Annotated in this window: 22 protein-coding genes and 1 other RNA gene; 17 read left to right on the top strand and 6 right to left on the bottom strand. The window is 58.3% G+C overall.

Going from position 1 to position 21,184, the window contains the following annotated elements; translation table 11 throughout:
- Nucleotides 1-9: 9 nt before the first annotated feature.
- A complete protein-coding gene (locus KHO49_RS24415; RefSeq protein WP_170001537.1) occupies nt 10-909 on the bottom strand; it encodes a GlxA family transcriptional regulator in 900 nt (299 codons plus the stop codon).
- A 244-nt stretch (nt 910-1,153) separates the two neighbouring features.
- On the opposite strand from KHO49_RS24415, the gene KHO49_RS24410 reads away from it, so the two are divergent.
- Nucleotides 1,154-2,290, top strand: a complete 1,137-nt coding sequence (locus tag KHO49_RS24410; protein WP_213665932.1) for an acyl-CoA dehydrogenase family protein — start codon at nt 1,154-1,156, stop codon at nt 2,288-2,290.
- A gap of 65 nt (nt 2,291-2,355) precedes the next feature.
- Here KHO49_RS24410 and KHO49_RS24405 read toward each other — a convergent pair whose 3' ends face one another.
- Nucleotides 2,356-3,396 (bottom strand): NADP(H)-dependent aldo-keto reductase, encoded by a 1,041-nt coding sequence (locus KHO49_RS24405; protein ID WP_213665931.1) that lies wholly within the window; start codon nt 3,394-3,396, stop codon nt 2,356-2,358.
- Nucleotides 3,397-3,643: 247 nt separating this feature from the next.
- On the opposite strand from KHO49_RS24405, the gene rplM reads away from it, so the two are divergent.
- From rplM to KHO49_RS24370, 7 genes are all read left to right on the top strand, one after another.
- Nucleotides 3,644-4,072 carry a 50S ribosomal protein L13 gene (gene rplM / locus KHO49_RS24400; protein WP_007928449.1) on the top strand — a complete coding sequence of 143 codons (429 nt, stop codon included), beginning with the start codon at nt 3,644-3,646 and terminating at the stop codon, nt 4,070-4,072.
- 14 nt (nt 4,073-4,086) lie between these two features.
- Nucleotides 4,087-4,479: a 30S ribosomal protein S9 gene (gene rpsI / locus KHO49_RS24395; RefSeq protein ID WP_003228056.1), complete on the top strand. Its 393-nt coding sequence runs from the start codon at nt 4,087-4,089 to the stop codon at nt 4,477-4,479.
- 253 nt (nt 4,480-4,732) lie between these two features.
- Nucleotides 4,733-5,326 (top strand): ubiquinol-cytochrome c reductase iron-sulfur subunit, encoded by a 594-nt coding sequence (gene petA / locus KHO49_RS24390; protein WP_102860308.1) that lies wholly within the window; start codon nt 4,733-4,735, stop codon nt 5,324-5,326.
- The gene (locus KHO49_RS24385; protein ID WP_102860309.1) at nt 5,326-6,537 is read left to right on the top strand and encodes a cytochrome b; all 1,212 of its coding nucleotides are present in this window, start codon (nt 5,326-5,328) and stop codon (nt 6,535-6,537) included. The genes petA and KHO49_RS24385 overlap by 1 nt, the downstream gene beginning before the upstream one ends.
- Complete coding sequence (locus tag KHO49_RS24380) at nt 6,537-7,316, top strand: cytochrome c1 (RefSeq protein ID WP_102860310.1); 780 nt, start codon at nt 6,537-6,539, stop codon at nt 7,314-7,316. The genes KHO49_RS24385 and KHO49_RS24380 overlap by 1 nt, the downstream gene beginning before the upstream one ends.
- A gap of 152 nt (nt 7,317-7,468) precedes the next feature.
- Nucleotides 7,469-8,086 (top strand): glutathione S-transferase N-terminal domain-containing protein, encoded by a 618-nt coding sequence (locus KHO49_RS24375; protein WP_102860311.1) that lies wholly within the window; start codon nt 7,469-7,471, stop codon nt 8,084-8,086.
- Nucleotides 8,087-8,102: 16 nt separating this feature from the next.
- A complete protein-coding gene (locus KHO49_RS24370) occupies nt 8,103-8,516 on the top strand; it encodes a ClpXP protease specificity-enhancing factor (RefSeq protein ID WP_102860312.1) in 414 nt (137 codons plus the stop codon).
- Nucleotides 8,517-8,569: 53 nt separating this feature from the next.
- Here the strand turns inward: KHO49_RS24370 and KHO49_RS24365 are convergent, their stop codons facing one another.
- The 4 genes from KHO49_RS24365 to KHO49_RS24350 all read right to left on the bottom strand — a co-directional run bounded on the left by KHO49_RS24365 (nt 8,570) and on the right by KHO49_RS24350 (nt 12,025).
- Nucleotides 8,570-9,148, bottom strand: a complete 579-nt coding sequence (locus tag KHO49_RS24365; RefSeq protein WP_102860313.1) for a BON domain-containing protein — start codon at nt 9,146-9,148, stop codon at nt 8,570-8,572.
- Nucleotides 9,145-9,738, bottom strand: coding sequence for a phosphoheptose isomerase (locus KHO49_RS24360; protein WP_213665930.1), 594 nt, complete (start codon nt 9,736-9,738; stop codon nt 9,145-9,147). The genes KHO49_RS24365 and KHO49_RS24360 overlap by 4 nt, the downstream gene beginning before the upstream one ends.
- Nucleotides 9,739-9,842: 104 nt before the next feature.
- Nucleotides 9,843-10,214 (bottom strand): YraN family protein, encoded by a 372-nt coding sequence (locus tag KHO49_RS24355; protein WP_102880876.1) that lies wholly within the window; start codon nt 10,212-10,214, stop codon nt 9,843-9,845.
- Nucleotides 10,214-12,025: a penicillin-binding protein activator gene (locus tag KHO49_RS24350; RefSeq protein ID WP_213665929.1), complete on the bottom strand. Its 1,812-nt coding sequence runs from the start codon at nt 12,023-12,025 to the stop codon at nt 10,214-10,216. Before KHO49_RS24350 ends, KHO49_RS24355 begins: the two co-directional genes overlap by 1 nt.
- 219 nt (nt 12,026-12,244) lie before the next feature.
- Between KHO49_RS24350 and rsmI the strand changes: the two genes are divergently transcribed.
- The 9 genes from rsmI (at nt 12,245) to mraY (ending at nt 21,182) form a co-directional block, all read left to right on the top strand.
- Nucleotides 12,245-13,117, top strand: coding sequence for a 16S rRNA (cytidine(1402)-2'-O)-methyltransferase (gene rsmI, locus KHO49_RS24345; protein ID WP_102860316.1), 873 nt, complete (start codon nt 12,245-12,247; stop codon nt 13,115-13,117).
- 72 nt (nt 13,118-13,189) lie between these two features.
- Nucleotides 13,190-13,543: RNase P RNA component class A (gene rnpB, locus KHO49_RS24340), an RNA gene on the top strand.
- A 308-nt stretch (nt 13,544-13,851) separates the two neighbouring features.
- Nucleotides 13,852-14,307, top strand: coding sequence for a division/cell wall cluster transcriptional repressor MraZ (gene mraZ / locus KHO49_RS24335; RefSeq protein WP_019693566.1), 456 nt, complete (start codon nt 13,852-13,854; stop codon nt 14,305-14,307).
- A complete protein-coding gene (gene rsmH / locus KHO49_RS24330; protein ID WP_162884089.1) occupies nt 14,304-15,251 on the top strand; it encodes a 16S rRNA (cytosine(1402)-N(4))-methyltransferase RsmH in 948 nt (315 codons plus the stop codon). Before mraZ ends, rsmH begins: the two co-directional genes overlap by 4 nt.
- A complete protein-coding gene (gene ftsL / locus KHO49_RS24325) occupies nt 15,248-15,541 on the top strand; it encodes a cell division protein FtsL (RefSeq protein ID WP_102860317.1) in 294 nt (97 codons plus the stop codon). Before rsmH ends, ftsL begins: the two co-directional genes overlap by 4 nt.
- Entirely contained in the window at nt 15,538-17,277 is a 1,740-nt protein-coding gene (locus KHO49_RS24320) for a peptidoglycan D,D-transpeptidase FtsI family protein (protein WP_102860318.1), read from the top strand. The genes ftsL and KHO49_RS24320 overlap by 4 nt, the downstream gene beginning before the upstream one ends.
- On the top strand, nt 17,277-18,740 hold the full coding sequence (locus tag KHO49_RS24315) for a UDP-N-acetylmuramoyl-L-alanyl-D-glutamate--2,6-diaminopimelate ligase (protein WP_110596350.1): 1,464 nt from the start codon (nt 17,277-17,279) through the stop codon (nt 18,738-18,740). Before KHO49_RS24320 ends, KHO49_RS24315 begins: the two co-directional genes overlap by 1 nt.
- Complete coding sequence (locus tag KHO49_RS24310; RefSeq protein ID WP_102880872.1) at nt 18,733-20,100, top strand: UDP-N-acetylmuramoyl-tripeptide--D-alanyl-D-alanine ligase; 1,368 nt, start codon at nt 18,733-18,735, stop codon at nt 20,098-20,100. Before KHO49_RS24315 ends, KHO49_RS24310 begins: the two co-directional genes overlap by 8 nt.
- Nucleotides 20,100-21,182 carry a phospho-N-acetylmuramoyl-pentapeptide-transferase gene (gene mraY / locus KHO49_RS24305; protein ID WP_102860321.1) on the top strand — a complete coding sequence of 361 codons (1,083 nt, stop codon included), beginning with the start codon at nt 20,100-20,102 and terminating at the stop codon, nt 21,180-21,182. Before KHO49_RS24310 ends, mraY begins: the two co-directional genes overlap by 1 nt.
- Nucleotides 21,183-21,184: the final 2 nt, after the last annotated feature.

Here is a 21,184-nt window from a genome sequence, read left to right as displayed (position 1 = left end):
GCCCTTTTTTTATGCCGCCTGCTGCTGAAACTGCTGGCGGTACTGATTGGGTGAGAGTTCGGTGTGTTGGCGGAACAGGCGGGCGAAGAAACTGGCGTCGTCGTAGCCGACTTCATAGCTGATGGTCTTGATGCTCTTGCGCGTTCCCGAAAGCAGGCCCTTGGCGGTTTCGATGCGTAGACGCTGCAGGTAGTGCAGGGGCTTGTCGCCGGTAGCCGTCTGAAAGCGGCGCATGAAATTGCGAATGCTCATGCCATGTTCGCGAGCCACGTCCTCGAAGCGGAACTTGTCGGCGAAGTGCTCTTCAAGCCAATGCTGGATCTGCAGGATGATTACGTCCTGATGCAGTTTCTGGCCGCCGAAGCCGATGCGTCCGGGGGCGTAGCTGCGCTGCACTTCATAGAGGATGTCCCGAGCCACGGCCTGGGCCACGTTGGCTCCACAGAAGCGTTCGATCAGGTAAATGTACAGGTCGCAGGCCGAGGTGGTGCCGCCGGCGCAATAGAGATTGTCGGCGTCTGTCAGGTGCTTGTCCTGGTTGAGCTGGACCTTGGGGAAGCGCTCGCTGAAGGCGTTGAAGAAGCGCCAGTAAGTGGTGGCTTCCTTGCCGTCGAGCAGTCCGGCTTCAGCCAGCCAGAAAACCCCGGTGGCTTCACCGCAAAGCACCGCACCGCGGGCGTGCTGGGCGCGCAGCCAGGGCAGTATCTGTGGATAACGCTGGCACAGGGTGTCGAAATCATCCCAGAAGGCCGGGAGAATGATCACATCGGTATCTTCCAGCGCACCGTCCACCGGCATGATCACATTGCTGAAGCTGCAGACTGGCTGGCCGTCGGGGCTGACCAGGCGAGTTTCGAACGCCGGAGTCAGGCCTTGGCCCAGCTGTTTGCCGTAGCGCAGGCTGGCCAGATGAAAAAAATCCTTGGCCTGCATGAGGGTGGAAGCGAAAACCCGGTCGATAGCCAGGATGCTGACGCGCCGCAAGGGCGTGGAGGTTTGGTTAGACATAATTCAATTGTTCTTATAGGGGAAAGTGGTCACCAGACGGCTGGATCGTCTTATTTTTTGTCGGATGTGTCCAGTGTCCCGTGCAGGTGCCTGGGCTTAGGCTCTGGCAGCCAACCCATGATCAATCAACATCACAGGTGCCTGCATGATCCCTAGAACCTTGTTCAGTTCCGAGCATGAACTCTTTCGTGACAGCGTGCGTACGTTCCTTGAAAAAGAGGCTGTGCCTTTCCATGGTGAGTGGGAAAAACAGGGCTTCATCGACCGTCAGTTGTGGAACAAGGCCGGGGAGGCGGGGATGCTGTGTTCGCACATTCCCGAGGAGTACGGCGGTCTGGGGGCGGATTTTCTCTACAGTGCGGTGGTGATTGAGGAAGTCGGCCGTCTGGGTCTGACCGGCATTGGTTTCTCTCTGCATTCGGACATTGTTGCGCCCTACATCCTGCACTACGGCAGTGAGGCGCTGAAACGCAAATACCTGCCCCGTCTGGTGTCGGGGGATATGGTCACGGCCATTGCCATGACCGAGCCGGGTGCGGGCTCTGACTTGCAAGGGGTGAAGACCACGGCAGTGCTCGACGGCGACGAGTATGTGATCAATGGGTCCAAGACCTTTATTACCAACGGCTACCTGGCGGACCTGGTGATAGTCGTGGCCAAGACCGATCCCAAGGCAGGAGCTAAGGGCACCAGCCTGTTTCTGGTTGAGGCCGATACTCCCGGGTTCTCCAAGGGCAAGCGCCTGGAAAAGGTTGGAATGAAGGCTCAGGACACCTCCGAGCTGTTCTTCCAGGATGTGCGAGTGCCCAAGGAAAATCTGCTGGGGCAGGCTGGGGCAGGTTTTGCCTACTTGATGCAGGAGTTGCCCCAGGAGCGCCTGACCGTGGCCATTGGTGGCCTGGCCAGTGCCGAGGCCGCGTTGCAGTGGACCCTGGAATACACCCGCGAACGCAAGGCCTTTGGCAAGGCAATTGCCGATTTCCAGAATAGCCGCTTCAAGCTGGCTGAAATGGCCACGGAAATTCAGATCGGCCGGGTCTTTGTCGATCGCTGCCTGGAGCTGCATTTGCAGGGCAAGCTCGATGTGCCGACGGCGGCCATGGCCAAGTACTGGGGCACCGATCTGCAGTGCAAGGTACTCGATGAGTGCGTACAACTGCACGGCGGCTACGGCTTCATGTGGGAGTACCCGGTGGCCCGGGCCTGGGCCGATTCCCGGGTGCAGCGCATTTATGCCGGGACCAACGAGATCATGAAGGAAATCATCGCCCGTTCACTGTAGGGACCGGCTTGCCGGCAAATGGTGCGACGTGCCCATTCGTTGGCAAGCCAGCTCCTGTAGACCAGTTAAGGCGCAGGGTTGGGGTGATCCTTGTGGATTGCCTCGATCCCGGCGAGGACCTCTTCCGACAACTTCAAGGTGGCGCTGGCGATGTTGCTGTCCAGCTGTTCCAGTGTGGTGGCACCGATGATGTTGCTGGTCACGAACGGCTGTTGAGTGACGAAGGCCAGGGCCATCTGTGCCGGGTCCAGACCATGCTCGCGGGCCAGCGCCACATAACGGCTGCAGGCCGCTTCCGACTGAGGGTTGAAGTAGCGGCTGAAGCGGCTGTAGAGGCTCAGTCGAGCCTTGGCTGGTCGCGCGCCATTTTCATACTTGCCGGACAGGAAACCGAACGCCAGGGGCGAGTAGGCCAGCAGGCCGCACTGCTCGCGAATGGCGATTTCCGCCAGGCCTACTTCAAAGCTGCGGTTGAGCAAGTTGTAGGGGTTCTGGATCGAAACGGCCCTTGGCCAGCCGCGGCTTTCGGCAAGGGCTAGGAACTTCATGGTGCCCCAGGGCGTTTCGTTGGACAGGCCGATATGGCGGATCTTGCCGGCGCGAACCTGTTCGTCCAGGGCTTCGAGGGTTTCCTCCAGAGGTGTGAAGTCTTCATCGGGCTGATGCTTGTAGCCCAGTTGGCCGAAGAAGTTGGTGCTGCGCTCGGGCCAGTGCAGTTGGTAGAGGTCGATCCAGTCAGTCTGCAGGCGCTTGAGGCTGGCATCCACGGCTTCAGTTATATGTTTGCGGTTGTGCTTGAGCTGTTTGTCGCGAATATAGTCGATGGTGTTGCCTGGACCTGCGATCTTGCTGGCCAGGACCCAGTCGGCGCGGTCGCCACGTTGCTTGAACCAGTTACCGATATAGCGTTCGGTGGTGGCGTAGGTTTCGGCCTTGGGGGGCACCGGATACATCTCGGCGGTGTCCATGAAGTTGATTCCGGCATTCTTGGCCCGCTCGATCTGAGCGAAGGCCTCTGCCTCGGTGTTCTGCTCACCCCAGGTCATTGTTCCCAGGCAAATCGCACTCACATTCAGATCGGTTCGGCCCAGCTGGCGGTAGTCCATCGGGTACTCCCTTGGCAAAACAATCATAAAAGCAGGTTGAATTTTTTTTCGCAATCTGCATAATTCGGCAGCTCTTTCTGCAGTGGAAGTGATGCGCCGCCTGCCGAAGAATCTTGCCGTATATCAGACGCGCTGACCCGAGCCCCCGATAGCGTCTGTGTCCGGCTGCCTTTGACCTTGTCAAAGTACGCACTATTCAGTAAGATCCGCCGTCTATTTTGCTGGGCGGCCCCTGAGGCTATAAAGAATGAAAACTTTTACTGCTAAACCGGAAACAGTAAAGCGCGACTGGTTCGTCGTCGACGCTGCTGGTCAGACCCTGGGTCGTCTGGCCACCGAAATCGCGAGCCGTCTGCGTGGCAAGCACAAGCCTGAGTACACTCCTCACGTTGATACCGGCGACTACATCGTCGTAATCAATGCCGAGCAGGTACGTGTTACTGGCGCTAAAACCACTGACAAAATGTACTACTCCCACTCCGGTTTCCCGGGCGGCATCAAGTCGATCAACTTCGAAAAGCTGATCGCTAAAGCCCCTGAGCGCGTGATCGAGACCGCGGTAAAAGGCATGCTGCCTAAGAACCCGCTGGGTCGCGACATGTACCGTAAGCTGAAAGTCTATGCGGGCGCTGCTCACCCTCATACTGCTCAGCAGCCCCAAGAACTGAAGATTTAACGGAATAGTTCATTATGTCGGCGACTCAAAATTACGGCACTGGCCGTCGCAAGACTGCAACCGCACGCGTTTTCCTGCGTCCGGGCACTGGCAATATCTCGATCAACAACCGCTCCCTGGATAACTTCTTCGGTCGCGAAACTGCCCGCATGGTAGTTCGTCAGCCGCTGGAGCTGACCGAGACTGTTGAGAAGTTCGATATCTACGTTACCGTTATCGGCGGCGGTGTAAGTGGTCAAGCTGGCGCAATCCGCCACGGTATCACTCGCGCTCTGATGGATTACGACGAAACTCTGCGCAGCGCTCTGCGTAAAGCTGGCTTCGTAACCCGTGACGCACGTGAAGTTGAGCGTAAGAAAGTGGGTCTGCGTAAAGCGCGTAAGCGTCCGCAATACTCCAAGCGTTAATTCGCTACTGCGTTCAAAAGCGCCCAGTCTCCTCGCGGAGCTGGGCGTTTTTTATTGTCTGAAATTTGCGCTGTGACAACTTGCCACATCCGCGCAGGCCCTATACTACAAGGCTTCGGGCTGGGTCGGCTTGGTAATTACCTTGTCAGAATAGGGGCTTTTCATTACCATTCGGCAAAATTTTTATAAGTTCAGATTTTTACTTAGTAGATGCCTGATTTAACAGGCCACAAAGCTGATGGGAGAGGACTGAATGAGCAATGACGGCGTGAATGCAGGCCGGCGTCGCTTCCTAGTAGCAGCCACATCCGTGGTGGGTGCTGCTGGAGCGGTGGGGGCTGCGGTCCCGTTCGTGGGGTCATGGTTTCCCAGTGCCAAGGCGAAAGCCGCAGGTGCACCGGTGAAAGTGAATATCAGCAAGATCGAACCAGGTCAGCAGATGATTGCTGAGTGGCGTGGTCAACCGGTATTCATCGTCCGCCGTACAGAGGAAATCCTGGGGAATCTTAAAAAGATCGAGGGCCAGCTGTCTGACCCTGACTCCAAGAACTCGGTACAACCAACCTACGTCGATCCGGAAGTGCGTTCGATCAAGCCAGAGATTCTGCTGCTGATCGGGATCTGTACTCACCTGGGTTGTTCTCCGACCTTCCGTCCTGAAGTGGCGCCCGCTGATTTGGGCAAGGACTGGGTAGGTGGCTATTTCTGCCCTTGCCACGGCTCCCACTACGACCTGGCTGGTCGCGTCTATAAAGCGCAGCCTGCGCCCCTGAACCTGCCAGTACCCCCGCATTCCTATGAGTCGGATGACATCATCGTCATTGGCGTCGACACGGAGAAAGCGTGATGAGCAAGTTCATGGATTGGGTTGATGCGCGCTTCCCCGCGACCAAGATGTGGGAAGACCATCTCAGCAAGTATTACGCTCCGAAGAACTTCAACTTCTTCTATTTCTTTGGCTCCCTGGCACTGCTGGTTCTGGTTAACCAGATCGTTACTGGTGTCTGGTTGACCATGAGCTACACCCCTTCGGCGGAAGAAGCCTTTGCTTCCGTTGAATACATCATGCGCGACGTCGAGTACGGCGCGATCCTGCGTTTGCTTCACTCCACCGGCGCTTCGGCGTTCTTCATCGTGGTCTATCTGCACATGTTCCGTGGCTTGCTCTACGGTTCCTACCAGAAGCCTCGTGAGCTGGTGTGGCTGTTCGGCATGCTGATCTACCTGGCGCTGATGGCTGAGGCCTTCATGGGCTACCTGCTGCCTTGGGGGCAGATGTCCTACTGGGGTGCCCAGGTGATCATCTCGCTGTTCGGTGCAATCCCCGTTATTGGTGACGACCTGACTCAGTGGATCCGTGGTGATTACCTGATTTCCGGGATTACCCTGAACCGCTTCTTCGCTCTGCACGTGGTAGCCCTGCCGATAGTGATTCTCGGTCTGGTGGTGCTGCACATTCTGGCGTTGCACGAGGTGGGTTCGAATAACCCGGATGGCGTAGACATCAAGAAGAACAAGGATGAGAACGGTATCCCGCTGGATGGCATTCCTTTCCACCCTTACTACACCGTGAAGGATATCGTCGGCGTAGTTGTGTTCCTGTTCATCTTCTGCTCGATCGTGTTTTTCTTCCCTGAGATGGGTGGTTACTTCCTCGAGAAGCCGAACTTCGAACCGGCCAACCCGTTCAAGACACCTGAGCATATTGCTCCTGTTTGGTACTTCACTCCGTTCTACGCGATTCTGCGTGCGGTGCCAGACAAGCTCTTGGGTGTTATCGCCATGGGCGCTGCAATTGCGGTCCTGTTCGTGCTGCCTTGGCTCGACCGTAGTCCGGTCAAGTCCATGCGCTACAAAGGCTGGCTGAGCAAGATCTGGCTGCTGGTGTTCTGCGTCTCGTTCGTGATCCTGGGTGTCTTGGGTGTGTTGGCGCCGACTCCAGGCCGTACGCTGTTGTCGCAGGTGTGTACCTTCCTGTACTTCGCCTACTTCATTCTGATGCCGTTCTATACCAGGCTCGAGAAGACCAAACCGGTTCCGGAAAGGGTGACTGGCTGATGAAAAAGCTATTTGCTGTACTGATTCTTGCTGCTATGCCTGTGTTGTCTTTCGCGAATACCGCGGGTCCTGAGTTGGAGAAGGTTGATATTGACCTGTCCGACAAGGCTGCCTTGCAAGACGGTGCGCGTACTTTCGCCAACTACTGCATGGGCTGCCACAGCGCCAAGTTCCAGCGTTATGAGCGGGTCGCCGATGACTTGGGTATTCCTCACGACTTGATGTTGAGCAAGCTGGTTTTCACCGGTGCCAAGATCGGTGACCACATGAACATCGGCATGCAGCCGGCTGATGCCAAGACCTGGTTCGGCGCTGCGCCGCCAGATTTGACCCTGGTGGCTCGCGTTCGTGGTACCGATTGGCTTTATGGCTACCTCAAGTCCTTCTATGAAGATCCTGCGCGCCCTTGGGGCGTGAACAACAAGGTCTTCCCGAACGTTGGTATGCCTAACGTCCTGGTCGGTCTGCAAGGGCGTCAAGTTGTCGGTTGCAAGCAGGTGCAAATCGTTGAAGACGGTAAGAAACAATACGATCCGCTGACTGGTACGCCCCTGACTCACGAGGCGTGCGACCAGCTGACAGTCAAAGAGGGTACCGGTACTCTCAATGAGGCTCAGTTCGACGAGAAGGTCAAGAATCTGGTGACCTTCCTGGCTTACTCGGCCAACCCTGTCAAGCTGCAGCACCAGCGCATCGGTACTTACGTGCTCTTGTATCTGGCCTTCTTCTTCGTATTCGCCTATCTGCTCAAGCGCGAATACTGGAAGGATGTGCATTAATAGCGTTTTAAGCATCAGTTGTTGAACATGCGCGCCCAGGGGCGTCTCTGAAACTGTAACAACCCTGTATCATTCGGGGGTTACCAGAGGCGCCCTGAGGGCGCGCTTGTTTTTTCTGCTTCCGATAATTTCAACAAGCGAGGAGGATCGCCATGGGCGTGACCAATCGGTTGGCCTGTTACTCCGACCCCGCCGACCACTATTCCCACCGGGTGCGCATTGTGCTTGCGGAGAAGGGTGTCAGCGCCGAGATCATCAGTGTGGAGGCGGGGCGTCAGCCGCCGAAACTGATCGAAGTGAACCCTTACGGGAGCTTGCCGACGCTGGTCGATCGGGACCTGGCGTTGTGGGAATCGACAGTGGTGATGGAATACCTGGATGAGCGTTACCCTCATCCTCCATTGCTGCCGGTTTACCCTGTTGCGCGTGCCAACAGTCGCTTGCTCATCCATCGGATCCAGCGTGATTGGTGCGGGCAGGTGGATCTGATTCTGGATTCGCGGACCAAGGAGGCGGTCCGGGTGCAGGCGCGTAAGGAATTACGCGAAAGTCTGACAGGGGTTTCCCCGCTGTTCGCCGATAAGCCATTTTTCCTCAGTGAGGAACAAAGCCTGGTGGACTGCTGCCTACTGCCCATACTCTGGAGGTTGCCAATCCTGGGTATCGAACTGCCGCGGCAGGCCAAGCCGCTGCTTGATTATATGGACCGCCAATTTGCGCGTGAGGCTTTCCAGGCAAGTTTGTCTGGCGTCGAACGTGATATGCGCTGAGGCTTAAGGAGCCGCTATGAACTCCAGTCGACCTTATCTGGTCCGCGCGCTCTATGAGTGGATTGTGGACAACGATTGCACCCCGCACATGCTGGTCAACTCCGATTACCCGGCTGTACAGGTGCCTCAGGGTTTCGCCAGCGATGGGCAAATTGTTCTGAATATTTCTCCCAGTGCCGTGCGCCATCTGCATATGGACAACGATGCAGTAACTTTCGAGGGGCGCTTCGGCGGTGTGCCTCACAGCCTGCACGTACCGGTTGCTGCGATCCTTGGGATCTATGCGCGCGAGAATGGGCAGGGCATGGTCTTTGATCTGGAATCGCCTCTGGATGAGGAGGACGATATTGAGCCGGATGACGACCTGCCTCCACCGGGCAGTGAGCCGCCGCGACCTAGCGGCCGGCCGAGCCTGAAAGTGGTCAAGTAATAAAAAAGGCGATCCGGATGGATCGCCTTTTTTGTATCTGCTGCAGTGCTTTGTCAGTCGATGTATTCGAACAGCTTAACGATTTTCTGTACGCCGGAGACGCCCTGTACCAAATTGGTGGCTTGGGCGGCTTCCTGTTGGGTCAGCAAGCCCAGCAAGTAGACAATGCCGTTCTCGGTCACCACCTTGATCCGTGAAGCGGGAATGCTGGCGTCGGTGAGCATCTGTGTCTTGATCTTGGTGGTCAGCCAGCCATCGTTCTGCCGTGCCAGGAATCCTGATGGTGGCAGCACCTGCAGTTCGTTATGCACCTTCTTGACTCGCTGTACCTCGCTGGCGGCCTGTTCGGCTGTTGCCTTGAGGTCGGGGCGCGGTGTCTGGCCGGCCAACAGGACGATACCGTTGAAGCTGGTGACGACAATGTGCGAGTTGTTTTCCAGATCCGGGTTGGCCTTGGCAACGTTGACGGCGACTTTGGTTTCTATCAGCGAATCGTCGATCTTGCTGCCGAAGGTGCGGGTGCCGCGATCGTCATCGATTGGTTTGTCGCGGGTGGCGGTAATCACCGAGCTGCAACCAGTGATGCCGAGGCACAAGGTCAAGGCCAGAAGGCCAAGGCGATTAAGGGTCATTCTTCACTCCCGAACAATTGGCTGTCGATCAAGTCGCAAAGGCAATGGATCGCCAGCAGGTGGACTTCTTGAATACGTGCAGTGACGGTGGCCGGTACGCGAATTTCCACGTCTTCAGGCAGTAGCAGTGAGGCCATGCCGCCGCCGTCGCGACCAGTCAATGCTACGACAATCATTTCACGATCATGTGCGGCCTGGATGGCTTGAATAATGTTCGCCGAGTTGCCGCTGGTGGAAATTGCCAGCAACACATCGCCAGGTTGACCTAGAGCGCGAATCTGCTTGGAGAAGACTTCGTTGTAGCTGTAGTCGTTGGCAATCGAAGTGATGGTCGAGCTGTCGGTGGTCAGGGCGATGGCGGGCAAGCTGGGGCGCTCACGCTCGAAGCGGTTGAGCAACTCGGAGGAGAAGTGCTGGGCGTCGCCGGCGGAGCCACCGTTGCCACAGGAGAGCATTTTGCCCTCGTTGAGCAAGGCGTTGACCATGACCTGGCTGGCTTGCTCGATGTGCGGTGCAAGTACGTCTATCGCCTGTTGCTTGGTGTCGATGCTGGCCTGAAAAAGCTGGCGAATTCGGGATTGCATGTCCATCTGTGTGACCTTAAGTGGCGCGGCTTGGTGGCACGTGAATGTGCAGCCCGCAAAGCAAAGAGCAAAAAAGTTGAGTGAAAATGGGTGCGGCCTGAAGGCGTCTTTCAGCTATCAAAGGCATTGCGTAGCCAGTTCAAACGGGCTTCTGCACCCGGGGCGCCTTCAATGGCGACCACGTCGAAACGGCAGGGGTGGTTGGACCAACATGATTCGCGTTGCAGGAAAATCTGCGCGGCAAGAATCAGTTTTTGACGCTTGCGTCCATCGATACTGCCCAGAGCTCCACCCCATTGCGTGTGTTGTCTGTAGCGGACTTCGACGAATACTACTGTATCGCCGTCAAGCATGACCAGATCAAGCTCGCCGCGTTTGCACAGCCAGTTCTGCGCCAATAGGCGCAGCCCGTGCTGTTGGAGATGCCGGAGTGCTTGGCTCTCGGCATCTCTTCCGCTTTGCTGGCGTGACCCTTGAATCATTAGCGCGGTGTGTCGGGCAGGCGGGTGACCTGGCCGTTGACGAACTTGGCCCAGGGCAGTTGACGCTCAATGCGCTGACCGGCGGCCATGCCCAGGCTTCCGGATTCGCCTTCGATACGGCTGTCGGGCAGAGCCTTGAGCTGACCCAGGCGTGGCGCCAGGCGATAGGCATCGACACCCATTGCGTACAGGCGACCGAGGCTGCCTCCAGCTTGTGGCCATTGTGCAGTGACCTGGCGACGCAGAAGGCCGTTGGCATCCAGCAGCCAAGGCGTTTCGCAGAACATTACACCGTTCATGTCGTTGTATTGATTCTGATCGCCGCTGGCGCTGAACACGTTGGAAGTTGCGTACACCGGAACATCGCCAGCGTACTGGAAGTTCAGGGTCGGCTTGATCTGCTGTGCTTGCTGTGGAGTGGAGGCGAGAAAAATGAACTCGATATCCTGGCGGCGCGACGGTTGTGCGGCGACTTGAGTGCCTACAGTGCTCTGCAGGCTCTTGGCGCGGCTCTCGCTTTGGCGCAGTCGGAACAGGTCGGCAATTTGCTGAGCTAAGGCGACAGGCTGGTCAACGCGTTCGATGCCGATCACGCTGCCACCGTTGGCTTCCCAATCCTGGCGGAACGCCTTGAGCACGCGATCGCCCCACTCGCCCTTGGGGACCAGTACCGCGGCGCGATGCAGGCCATCGGCGCGGGCACGACGAGAGACTTCACGGGCTTCGTCCTCGGCAGCCAGGCCGAACTGGAACAGTTGCGCCGGGCCTTGTTCGCCTTCGCTGTAGTTCAGTGCGAGGGTGGTAATCGGCAGTTGCGAGCGTGTGGCCAGTTGCTTGACCAATGGTTTTTCCAGGGGGCCGACTACCAGTTGCACGCCTGCGGCCTGGGCTTTGCGGTAGAAGTCGTCCAGGGAGCTCAAGCGCGAGCTGTCGTAAAACTCAATGCTGGGCGGCTTTTGCCCTGCTTGCTGAGCCTGGTAGTGAGCGGCCATGAAGCCTTCACGCAGGGCCTTGGAAACCGAAGCCAAGGGACCATCTTGTGGCAGAAGCAGGGCGATTTTCGAAACGGGTTGGCTAGCCAGCTCTTTGAGCTGGGTCAGCGGTTGTGGCAGTTGAATGGCGGCAGGATGCTTTGGGTTCTGCGCGCGCCAGTTATCAATGGCCGACTGTTGCTGCTCTAGAGTGCCGGCGGTCTTGACTGCCAGGGCCAGGCTCAGCCAGCCGGCCAGGTCATCGTTGCCTGCAGGTTGCAGTTGGTCGGTGGGCAGGGCCGCAATCAGTGTCCAGATGGCCTCATGGTTTTTTGCCGCGGCATCATCTTTCAGCAGGGGGGCGATAAGAATTCGCTGCTTGGCGGCAGAGAGCGTTTGGCCGTCTGCTTCCAGGGCGCGAGCATAAACGTTGCCGGTGCGGATCTGCTGAGTTGCAGGTAGTTCGCTGAGATGTTGCAGGCTCTGATGGCTCAGCGCAGTCAGCGCGGCCTTCGGCTGATTGCGGATCATGGCCAGCTCTGCGGCCAGGGTGCTGGCGAAGATCTGCTGGGCAGGTTTGAGTTGATCCAGCGACACTTGCTGAAGGATTTGTCCGGCGCGTCCTGCGTTGCCCTGGCGATATGCCAGGTCTGCAGCGCTCAAGCGCAGCAGAGCTGCCTTGTCCGGGCTTTTGCTGGTGGCGGCCTGTTCGAGCAATTGCTCGATGCTGGCATCCGGTGTCCGTGGAAGTTCGCCAAGGCTGGAAGAGGGCGAGCTGGCGCAAGCCACCAAAAGGGTAGCCAGGCAGAGGGCAAGAAACAGCCGCAGGCAAGCGATCATGTAAGTGTTCCTGATACTCGATCAAATGAGCGTGGAATTGTACCCAAGCGCTGGCCGGGGCGCGATGTTGCTGGTGATAAACCGTCTATTTAGCTGGTGCAAATGTTGCCGTAGTGCCTAAAAGGTCCCAAAGGGCTGGGTTGTTGAGTGATCGTCAGGCGTATTGATAGGGCTTCAACGCGTTACAATGGTGCCTTTTTCGATCTAGAGGTGTGCCCTTTGACTGCTCCAGGTGCTTTGAATACCGCTGCCGGCTCGCTTTATGTGGTGGCAACGCCCATCGGCAACCTGGACGACATCAGTGCCCGGGCCCTTAAGTTGTTGCGCGAAGTGTCTTTGATCGCTGCCGAGGATACTCGGCACTCTCAGCGCCTCATGCAGCACTTTGGTATTTCCACGCCCTTGGCGGCTTGCCATGAGCATAACGAGCGTGATGAAGGCTCTCGTTTCATTACTCGTTTATTGGCGGGTGATGATGTCGCCTTAATTTCCGACGCCGGCACGCCGCTGATTTCCGACCCGGGTTATCACTTGGTACGGCAGGCTCGAGCTGCAGGCATCAATGTGGTTCCTGTGCCGGGGGCTTGTGCATTGATCGCGGCACTGTCGGCGGCAGGTTTGCCGTCGGATCGGTTTATCTTCGAGGGTTTTCTGCCGGCCAAGGCCGTTGGGCGGCGTGGGCGCCTGGAGTTGGTCAAGGAAGAACCCCGCACGTTGATTTTTTATGAGGCGCCGCATCGCATTCTTGAGTGTCTGCAAGACATGGAAGCGGTATTCGGTGGTGAGCGGCCGGCACTGTTGGCTCGAGAGCTGACCAAGACCTTTGAGACCCTCAAGGGGCTGCCTCTTTCCGAGTTGCGCCAGTTCGTAGAGGCTGACAGCAACCAGCAGCGTGGTGAGTGCGTAGTGCTGGTGGCGGGATGGACGGCACCGGAAAGTGATGAAGCGATCAGTAGTGAGTCGATGCGCATTCTTGATCTGTTGCTTAAGGAGATGCCTCTCAAAAGGGCGGCGGCGCTGGCAGCCGAGATCACGGGTGAGCGCAAGAATGTCCTGTATCAGGTAGCTCTGAATAAACAGAAAGAACAATAAATTGCGCGGCAGGGTGGCCAAAGGCTTTTAGCGCTTGTTCTTGGGGCGCTCTGCCGTTAACCTGCGCGGCGGAGAGTCGATTGGACAGTCGCTGCCCTCTATGAAAATTAGAGGGGGGAGGAAAGTCCGGGCTCCATAGGGCGGAGTGCCAGGTAATGCCTGGGGGGCGTGAGCCTACGGAAAGTGCCACAGAAAATAACCGCCTAAGCACTTCGGTGCCGGTAAGGGTGAAAAGGTGCGGTAAGAGCGCACCGCACGTCTGGTAACAGTTCGTGGCTAGGTAAACCCCACTCGGAGCAAGACCAAATAGGGTTCCAAGGCGTGGCCCGCGCTGGAACCGGGTAGGTTGCTAAAGATGTCCAGTGATGGCCATCGTAGAGGAATGACTGTCCTCGACAGAACCCGGCTTACAGATCGACTCTCCACCTTTTCCCTCCCTGCTTGAATCAATAGCAGAAGCGTTTCTGTAATACCGAAAAAATCTTACTCTTAATAAATTACTTTAACTTCATGCTGCAGCTTATTGAGCTGTCTGAAGTTGATGCTCTGGAATGCCCTCCGAATTCTCGTTATCTCTCCTCTTAGTCTCCTAAATCTCCGTTCTATAAGGCTTTTCCGTCGCTGCGCGCCTTGACGGTGGTGTGGGCGCATTCCTATAGTGTGCGCAAGTGGCAGAAAGTGGCATGAAGTGGGTTTTTTGAGCGCAAAACGCTAAAATTTGGAGAAACGCTGACGTGTTTCGCGGAGCTAACGCTATCAGTCTCGATGCGAAGGGCCGTCTCGCCATGCCGAGCCGGTATCGTGACGAGCTCGTTTCGCGAAGTTCTGGGCAATTAATCGTCACTATCGACGCTGTTGATCCTTGTTTGTGTGTTTACCCCCTCGATGAGTGGGAGCTGATAGAAACCAAACTGCGCGCATTGCCTTCGCTTCGCGAAGAAAACCGTCGTTTGCAGCGTTTGCTGATTGGTAATGCCGTCGATCTTGAACTCGATGGCAGTGGTCGTTTTCTGGTGCCGCCGCGCCTGCGTGAATATGCCAAGTTGGATAAGCGCGCGATGCTGGTGGGCCAACTGAACAAGTTCCAATTGTGGGACGAGGATGCCTGGGATGCTGTTTCTGCGGCTGACCTGGCGGCTATTCAACAACCGGGCGCGATGCCTGATGAACTGCGTGATTTGATCCTGTGACTATTGATAGCGGCTTTAACCACATCACCGTGCTGCTTGACGAAGCCGTCGAGGCTCTCGCCGTGCGCCCTGATGGCTGCTATCTGGATGGCACCTTCGGCCGTGGCGGGCATAGCCGCTTGATTCTCAGCAAGCTCGGAACGGAGGGCCGGCTCCTCGGATTTGATAAGGACCCTCAAGCGATTGCCACCGGGCAAGCGCTAGCGGCCGAAGACGGCCGCTTTGTCGTTGTACAGCGCAGTTTTGCCGAGTTGGGTTCGGAGGTCGCGGAGCGCGGCCTGGCAGGCAAGGTCAGCGGTGTTCTGCTGGATCTTGGCGTGTCTTCTCCACAGCTGGACGATCCTGAGCGCGGCTTCAGCTTTCTCAATGATGGCCCTCTGGACATGCGCATGGACCCGACTCGTGGTATCAGCGCTGCGCAGTTCATTGCCACCGCACCCGTCGAGGAAATTGCCCGTGTGTTCAAGGAGTATGGTGAAGAGCGCTTCTCCGGGCGCATGGCGCGGGCCGTCGTCGAGCGTCGTGAAATCCAGCCCTTCGAACGCACCGCCGATCTGGCCGAAGTGCTTAAAGTCGCCAATCCTGCCTGGGAGAAGGGCAAGAATCCTGCTACTCGGGCTTTCCAGGGATTGCGCATCCACGTTAACAACGAACTGGGTGATCTCGAGGCCGGCCTTGAAGCGGCACTGGAGTCGCTGGAAGTGGGGGGGCGCCTGGTGGTGATCAGCTTCCACTCCCTGGAAGATCGCATCGTCAAATTGTTCATGCGGCGCCTGGTGAAGGGCGAGTCCGACAATCTGCCGCGCAACCTGCCGGTACGTTTCGAAGCCTTCGTGCCGAAAATCAAGATTCATGGCAAAGCGCAGTTCGCCTCCGAGGCCGAGCTCAAAGCCAATCCCCGTTCCCGTAGTGCGGTCATGCGTGTTGCGGAGAAGCTTCGGTGAGCAAGCTCTTCGCCAAGCCTCTTCCAGGCGGAAGCTTTTTCATGCTTCTGCTATTCGTTGGCGTTTTGGTCTCCGCGATTGCGGTTACCTACAGCGCCCACTGGAATCGTCAATTACTCAATACGCTGTATGGCGAGTTGAGTGTGCGTGACAAGGCCCAGGCCGAATGGGGACGGTTGATTCTCGAGCAAAGCACCTGGACCGCTCATAGCCGGATCGAAGTGCTGGCCACCGAACAGCTGAAGATGCATATCCCTGGCGCGGCTGAAGTCCGCATGGTGGCGCCATGAAACTTGAAGGCGCTCTCTACCCCTGGCGTTTCCGTGTGGTGCTGGGTCTGCTGGCGATCATGGTGTCGGCGATTGGCTGGCGCATTATCGATCTGCAGGTGGTCGACCGTGACTTCCTCAAGGGGCAGGGCGATGCGCGCAGTGTCCGGCACATCCCTATTCCCGCTCACCGTGGCCTGATCACCGATCGCAATGGCGAGCCTCTGGCCGTGAGTACGCCAGTGACCACGCTTTGGGCCAATGCCAAGGAAATGCAGTTGGCCAAGGACCGCTGGCCAGCATTGGCCATGGCTCTTGGTCAGGACCCCAAGGCGTTGGCCGAGCGTCTTGAAGCTCAGGCCAATAAAGAATTCATCTATCTGGTCCGGGGCCTGACTCCGGAGCAGGGCCAGGCGGTGCTCGATCTGAAGGTGCCGGGCGTCTATGGCATTGAGGAGTTCCGGCGCTTCTATCCGGCCGGCGAAGTGACCGCGCACATGGTTGGCTTTACCGACATTGACGACCGTGGCCGCGAAGGGGTCGAGCTGGCCTATGACGAATGGCTCGCCGGTGTTCCCGGCAAGCGCCAGGTGATCAAGGACCGGCGCGGCAGATTGATCAAGGATGTCCAGGTCACCAAGAACGCCAAGGCCGGCAAGCCCTTGGCGTTGTCGATTGACCTGCGCCTGCAGTACCTGGCCAACCGTGAGCTGCGCAATGCCATTGTCGAAAATGGCGCCAAGGCCGGCAGCCTGGTGATCATGGACGTGAAGACCGGCGAGATCCTGGCCATGGTCAACCAGCCGACCTACAACCCGAACAACCGCCGCAATTTACAGCCGGCGATGATGCGTAACCGCGCGATGATCGACGTGTTCGAGCCTGGCTCGACCATGAAGGCGATCTCCATGAGTGCCGCTCTGGAAACCGGGCGCTGGAAGCCCAGCGATACTGTCGAGGTCTATCCGGGCACCCTGCAGTTGGGTAAATACACCATTCGTGACGTGTCGAAGACCGAAGGGCCGGTGCTTGATCTGACCGGCATCCTGATCAACTCCAGTAACGTCGGCATGAGCAAGATCGCCTTCGATATCGGTGGTGAAGCCATTTTTCGTCTGGCACAGAAGATTGGCCTGGGTCAGGACACCGGCCTGGGCTTCCCTGGCGAGCGAGTCGGCAACCTGCCGAACTACCGTGAATGGCGCAAGGCTGAAACCGCGACCCTGTCTTATGGCTACGGCCTCTCGGTGACCGCGATCCAGCTGGTCCACGCGTTTTCCGCGTTGGCCAACAACGGTCGGATCGCTCCACTGACGCTGATCAAATCCGACAAGACCCCGCAAACCGCCCAGGTGATTCCGGAAAACGTCGCCAAGACTATGCAGGGCATGCTGCAGCAGGTGATCGAGGCGCCCCGGGGCGTGTTCCGTGCCCAGGTTCCGGCCTATCACGTGGCTGGCAAGAGCGGTACCGCGCGCAAGACTTCGGTCGGCACCAAAGGCTATGCCGAGAATTCCTATCGTTCGCTGTTTGCTGGTTTCGGCCCGATGAGCGATCCGCGTTATGCCATCGTGGTGGTGATCGACGAGCCGAGCAAGGCCGGTTACTTCGGTGGCCTGGTATCGGCTCCGGTGTTCAGCAAAGTGATGTCCGGCACCCTGCGCCTGATGAACATCACTCCGGATAATCTGCCGGCCACGCAACAGGCCAATGCGGTGCCCGGTACCCCAGTACGAGCTAATGGAGGGCGCGGCTAATGTCTCTTAGCCTGAACAAGATTTTCGCCCACGCTGGTCGCGATCTGCTGATCCGCGAGTTGACGCTGGACAGCCGCAATGTACGTGCCGGTGATTTGTTCCTGGCGGTACCCGGCGCCAAGTTTGACGGCCGTGCGCATATTGCCGACGCCTTGCAGCGCGGTGCTGCTGCAGTGGCCTATGAGGTGGAAGGCGCAACTGTATTGCCGCTGACTGATGTGCCGCTGATTCCAGTCAAGGGCCTAGCGGCGCAGCTGTCGGATATTGCCGGACGCTTTTATGGTGATCCAAGCCGCCAGCTGAATCTGCTGGGCGTGACCGGTACCAACGGCAAGACCAGTGTTACCCAGTTGGTGGCTCAGGCACTGGATCTGTTGGGCCAGCGTTGTGGTTTGGTGGGCACGCTGGGCACTGGCTTCTATGGCGCGCTGGAAAGTGGCTTGCACACCACGCCTAACCCTATCGCTGTGCAGGCGACCCTGGCTGACCTGAAAAACGCCGGCGCCAAGGCGGTGGCCATGGAGGTCTCGTCCCATGGTCTGGATCAGGGGCGCGTGGCGGCCCTGGCATTCGATGTTGCGGTGCTGACCAATTTGTCCCGTGACCATCTGGATTACCACGGAACCATGCAAGCCTATGGCGCAGCCAAGGCGAAGCTCTTCAACTGGACTGACCTGCGTTGCCGGGTAATCAATCTCGATGATGAGTTCGGCCGGCAACTGGCAGCGGACAAGCACGAGTCACGGCTGATTACTTACAGTCTCGAGGATGCCTCTGCTTATCTGTATTGCCGTGAGGCGACCTTCGACGACGACGGCGTTCGCGCAACCCTGGTGACTCCGCAGGGCGAGCACCATCTGCGCAGCGCTCTGCTTGGACGCTTCAACCTGAGCAATGTGCTGGCTGCGGTCGGTGCTTTGTTGGGCCTGGAGTATGCACTGGACGAAATTCTCGCCGTGCTGCCCAAGCTCGAAGGTCCTGCCGGGCGCATGCAACGCCTGGGTGGTGGTACTCAGCCCCTGGTGGTCGTGGATTACGCCCACACTCCGGATGCCCTGGAAAAAGTATTGCTGGCCCTGCGCCCTCACGCCAAGGGGCGTCTGCTCTGCCTGTTCGGCTGCGGCGGTGACCGCGATCGTGGCAAGCGTCCGCTGATGGCCGAAGTGGTAGAGCGCCTGGCAGATGGTGTGCTGGTCACCGATGACAACCCACGCAGCGAAGACCCTGCGCAGATCTTCGACGACATCCGTGCTGGTTTCAGCGCGGTAGACAAGGTCGATTTTGTTGCCGGTCGTGGCCTCGCCATTGCTCGATTGATCGCCGCCGCATCGGCAGACGATGTGGTGGTTCTGGCGGGTAAGGGCCATGAGGATTATCAGGAGATCAATGGCCAGCGCCATGACTTCTCCGACCTTGCTGAAGCCGACAAGGCCTTGACCGCATGGGAGGTGGCACATGCTTAAAGCCTTGCTGCTCAGTGAAGTATCGGCCCCATTGGATGCCCGCTTGATCGCGGGCGACGTGCGTTTCAGTGGTGTCAGTATCGATAGCCGGGCGATTCAGGCGGGCCAGTTGTTCGTTGCCTTGACGGGCCCCCGTTTTGACGGCCATGACTACTTGAACGAAGTGGCAGGCAAAGGTGCCGTAGCTGCGTTGGTTGAACGTGAAGTTCCGGACAGCACCCTGCCTCAGTTGCTGGTCAAGGATACCCGTCTGGCCCTCGGCCAATTGGGCGCTCTGAATCGTGGCGCCTTTACCCAGCCGGTGGCTGCGGTGACGGGTTCCAGCGGCAAGACCACGGTCAAGGAGATGCTGGCCAGCATCCTGCGTACCCGTGGTCCAGTGCTGGCAACCCGGGGCAACCTGAACAATGATCTGGGCGCGCCGCTGACACTGCTGGAACTGGCCCCCGAACACACCGCTGCGGTGATCGAGCTGGGTGCGTCACGCATCGGCGAAATCGCCTACACCGTGGCCATGACTCGCCCCCATGTGGCGATCATCAATAATGCAGGTACCGCTCACGTCGGTGAGTTCGGCGGCCCGGAGAAAATCGTCGAAGCCAAGGGCGAGATTCTCGAGGGGCTCGATAGCGCCGGGATCGCGGTGCTCAATCTGGACGACAAGGCCTTCCCAATCTGGAAGACCCGAGCCGCCGGTCGCCAGGTGCTGAGCTTTGCCCTGGACAACAGCGCAGCAGATTTCCATGCCTCGGATATCGGTCGTGATGCCCGTGGTTGCCCGTCCTTCACATTGCACAGCCCAAAGGGCGTGGATAGGGTGCAACTGAACCTGCTTGGCACCCATAACGTGGCCAACGCCCTGGCTGCTGCTGCCGCAGCCCATGCCATGGGTGTCTCGCTGTTCGGCATCGTCACTGGCCTGAACGCTGTGCAGCCGGTCAAGGGCCGCACCGTTGCCCAACTGTCCAAGAACGGCATGCGGGTGATCGATGACACTTACAACGCAAACCCCACCTCAATGTGTGCCGCCGTTGATATACTCGCCGGCTTTTCCGGCCGCACCGTCCTGGTGCTCGGAGACATTGGCGAGTTGGGCGAGTGGGCGGAGCAGGGGCACCGCGAAGTAGGTGCATATGCCGCTGGCAAGGTTTCGGCCCTCTACGCCGTAGGCCCGATGATGGCTCATGCCGTTGCCGCATTCGGCGAACACGCGCGCCACTTCGCCAGCCAGGCTGATCTGATTGCCGCCCTGGACGTCGAGCAAGACCCAAATACCACCATTTTGATCAAGGGATCGCGCAGCGCGGTGATGGAAAACATCGTCGCGGCTTTGTGCGGCTCGAGCACGGAGAAACATTGATGCTGCTGCTGCTAGCGGAGTACCTGCAACAGTTCTACAAAGGCTTCGCGGTCTTTCAGTACCTGACCCTGCGCGGGATTCTCGGGGTACTGACTGCGCTGTCTTTGGCGCTGTGCCTGGGTCCGTGGATGATCCGTACTCTGCAAAACCGGCAGATCGGCCAGGCCGTGCGTAATGACGGTCCGCAGTCCCACCTGTCCAAGTCCGGTACGCCGACCATGGGCGGCGCGCTGATTCTTTCCGCTATCGGTATCAGCACCCTGCTCTGGGCCGACCTGCGCAACCACTATGTGTGGGTAGTGCTGGTGGTCACCCTGGCGTTTGGCGCCATCGGTTGGGTCGATGACTACCGCAAGGTGATCGAGAAGAACTCCCGTGGCTTGCCCAGCCGCTGGAAGTATTTCTGGCAGTCGGTGTTCGGCCTGGGCGCCGCGATCTTCCTTTATATGACCGCACAGAGTCCGGTGGAAACCACCCTGCTGATTCCGATGCTCAAGGACGTGAGTATTCCTCTGGGTATCGGTTTCGTGGTCCTGACCTACTTCGTCATCGTCGGTTCGAGTAACGCGGTCAACCTGACCGACGGCCTCGATGGCCTGGCGATCATGCCGACCGTGATGGTCGGCGGCGCGCTGGGGATCTTCTGCTACCTGTCGGGTAACGTGAAGTTCGCCGAATACCTGCTGATTCCTTACGTACCGGGGGCGGGCGAGCTGATCGTCTTCTGCGGTGCGCTGATCGGTGCCGGCCTGGGTTTCTTGTGGTTCAACACCTATCCGGCACAAGTCTTCATGGGCGACGTCGGCGCACTGGCGCTGGGCGCGGCCCTGGGCACCATTGCGGTGATCGTCCGTCAGGAAATCGTCCTGTTCATCATGGGCGGTGTGTTCGTGATGGAGACCCTGTCGGTGGTGATCCAGGTCGCTTCCTTCAAATTGACCGGTCGCCGTGTGTTCCGCATGGCGCCGATCCACCACCACTTTGAACTCAAGGGCTGGCCCGAGCCTCGCGTGATTGTCCGCTTCTGGATCATCACCGTGATCCTCGTGTTGATCGGCCTTGCCACCCTGAAGCTGAGGTAGAA

This window comes from Pseudomonas sp. RC4D1 (assembly GCF_018390395.1).
In the GTDB taxonomy this organism is placed as follows: Bacteria; Pseudomonadota; Gammaproteobacteria; order Pseudomonadales; family Pseudomonadaceae; genus Aquipseudomonas; species Aquipseudomonas danubii.
Note: the sequence above shows the minus strand (reverse complement) of the source record. Positions and strands in the feature narration are given on the sequence as shown.

Bases quoted from the DNA above. Each gene is read 5' to 3' on its own strand.
- rpsI (WP_003228056.1), top strand. From the start codon at position 4,087: ATGTCGGCGACTCAAAATTACGGCACTGGCCGTCGCAAGACTGCAACC.
- KHO49_RS24405 (WP_213665931.1), bottom strand. From the start codon at position 3,396: ATGGACTACCGCCAGCTGGGCCGAACCGATCTGAATGTGAGTGCGATT.
- KHO49_RS24385 (WP_102860309.1), top strand. From the start codon at position 5,326: ATGAGCAAGTTCATGGATTGGGTTGATGCGCGCTTCCCCGCGACCAAG.
- KHO49_RS24375 (WP_102860311.1), top strand. From the start codon at position 7,469: ATGGGCGTGACCAATCGGTTGGCCTGTTACTCCGACCCCGCCGACCAC.
- KHO49_RS24380 (WP_102860310.1), top strand. From the start codon at position 6,537: ATGAAAAAGCTATTTGCTGTACTGATTCTTGCTGCTATGCCTGTGTTG.
- KHO49_RS24360 (WP_213665930.1), bottom strand. From the start codon at position 9,738: ATGGACATGCAATCCCGAATTCGCCAGCTTTTTCAGGCCAGCATCGAC.
- KHO49_RS24315 (WP_110596350.1), top strand. From the start codon at position 17,277: ATGTCTCTTAGCCTGAACAAGATTTTCGCCCACGCTGGTCGCGATCTG.
- mraY (WP_102860321.1), top strand. From the start codon at position 20,100: ATGCTGCTGCTGCTAGCGGAGTACCTGCAACAGTTCTACAAAGGCTTC.
- petA (WP_102860308.1), top strand. From the start codon at position 4,733: ATGAGCAATGACGGCGTGAATGCAGGCCGGCGTCGCTTCCTAGTAGCA.
- KHO49_RS24350 (WP_213665929.1), bottom strand. From the start codon at position 12,025: ATGATCGCTTGCCTGCGGCTGTTTCTTGCCCTCTGCCTGGCTACCCTT.
- KHO49_RS24370 (WP_102860312.1), top strand. From the start codon at position 8,103: ATGAACTCCAGTCGACCTTATCTGGTCCGCGCGCTCTATGAGTGGATT.
- KHO49_RS24320 (WP_102860318.1), top strand. From the start codon at position 15,538: ATGAAACTTGAAGGCGCTCTCTACCCCTGGCGTTTCCGTGTGGTGCTG.
- KHO49_RS24355 (WP_102880876.1), bottom strand. From the start codon at position 10,214: ATGATTCAAGGGTCACGCCAGCAAAGCGGAAGAGATGCCGAGAGCCAA.
- rplM (WP_007928449.1), top strand. From the start codon at position 3,644: ATGAAAACTTTTACTGCTAAACCGGAAACAGTAAAGCGCGACTGGTTC.
- KHO49_RS24365 (WP_102860313.1), bottom strand. From the start codon at position 9,148: ATGACCCTTAATCGCCTTGGCCTTCTGGCCTTGACCTTGTGCCTCGGC.
- KHO49_RS24310 (WP_102880872.1), top strand. From the start codon at position 18,733: ATGCTTAAAGCCTTGCTGCTCAGTGAAGTATCGGCCCCATTGGATGCC.
- KHO49_RS24410 (WP_213665932.1), top strand. From the start codon at position 1,154: ATGATCCCTAGAACCTTGTTCAGTTCCGAGCATGAACTCTTTCGTGAC.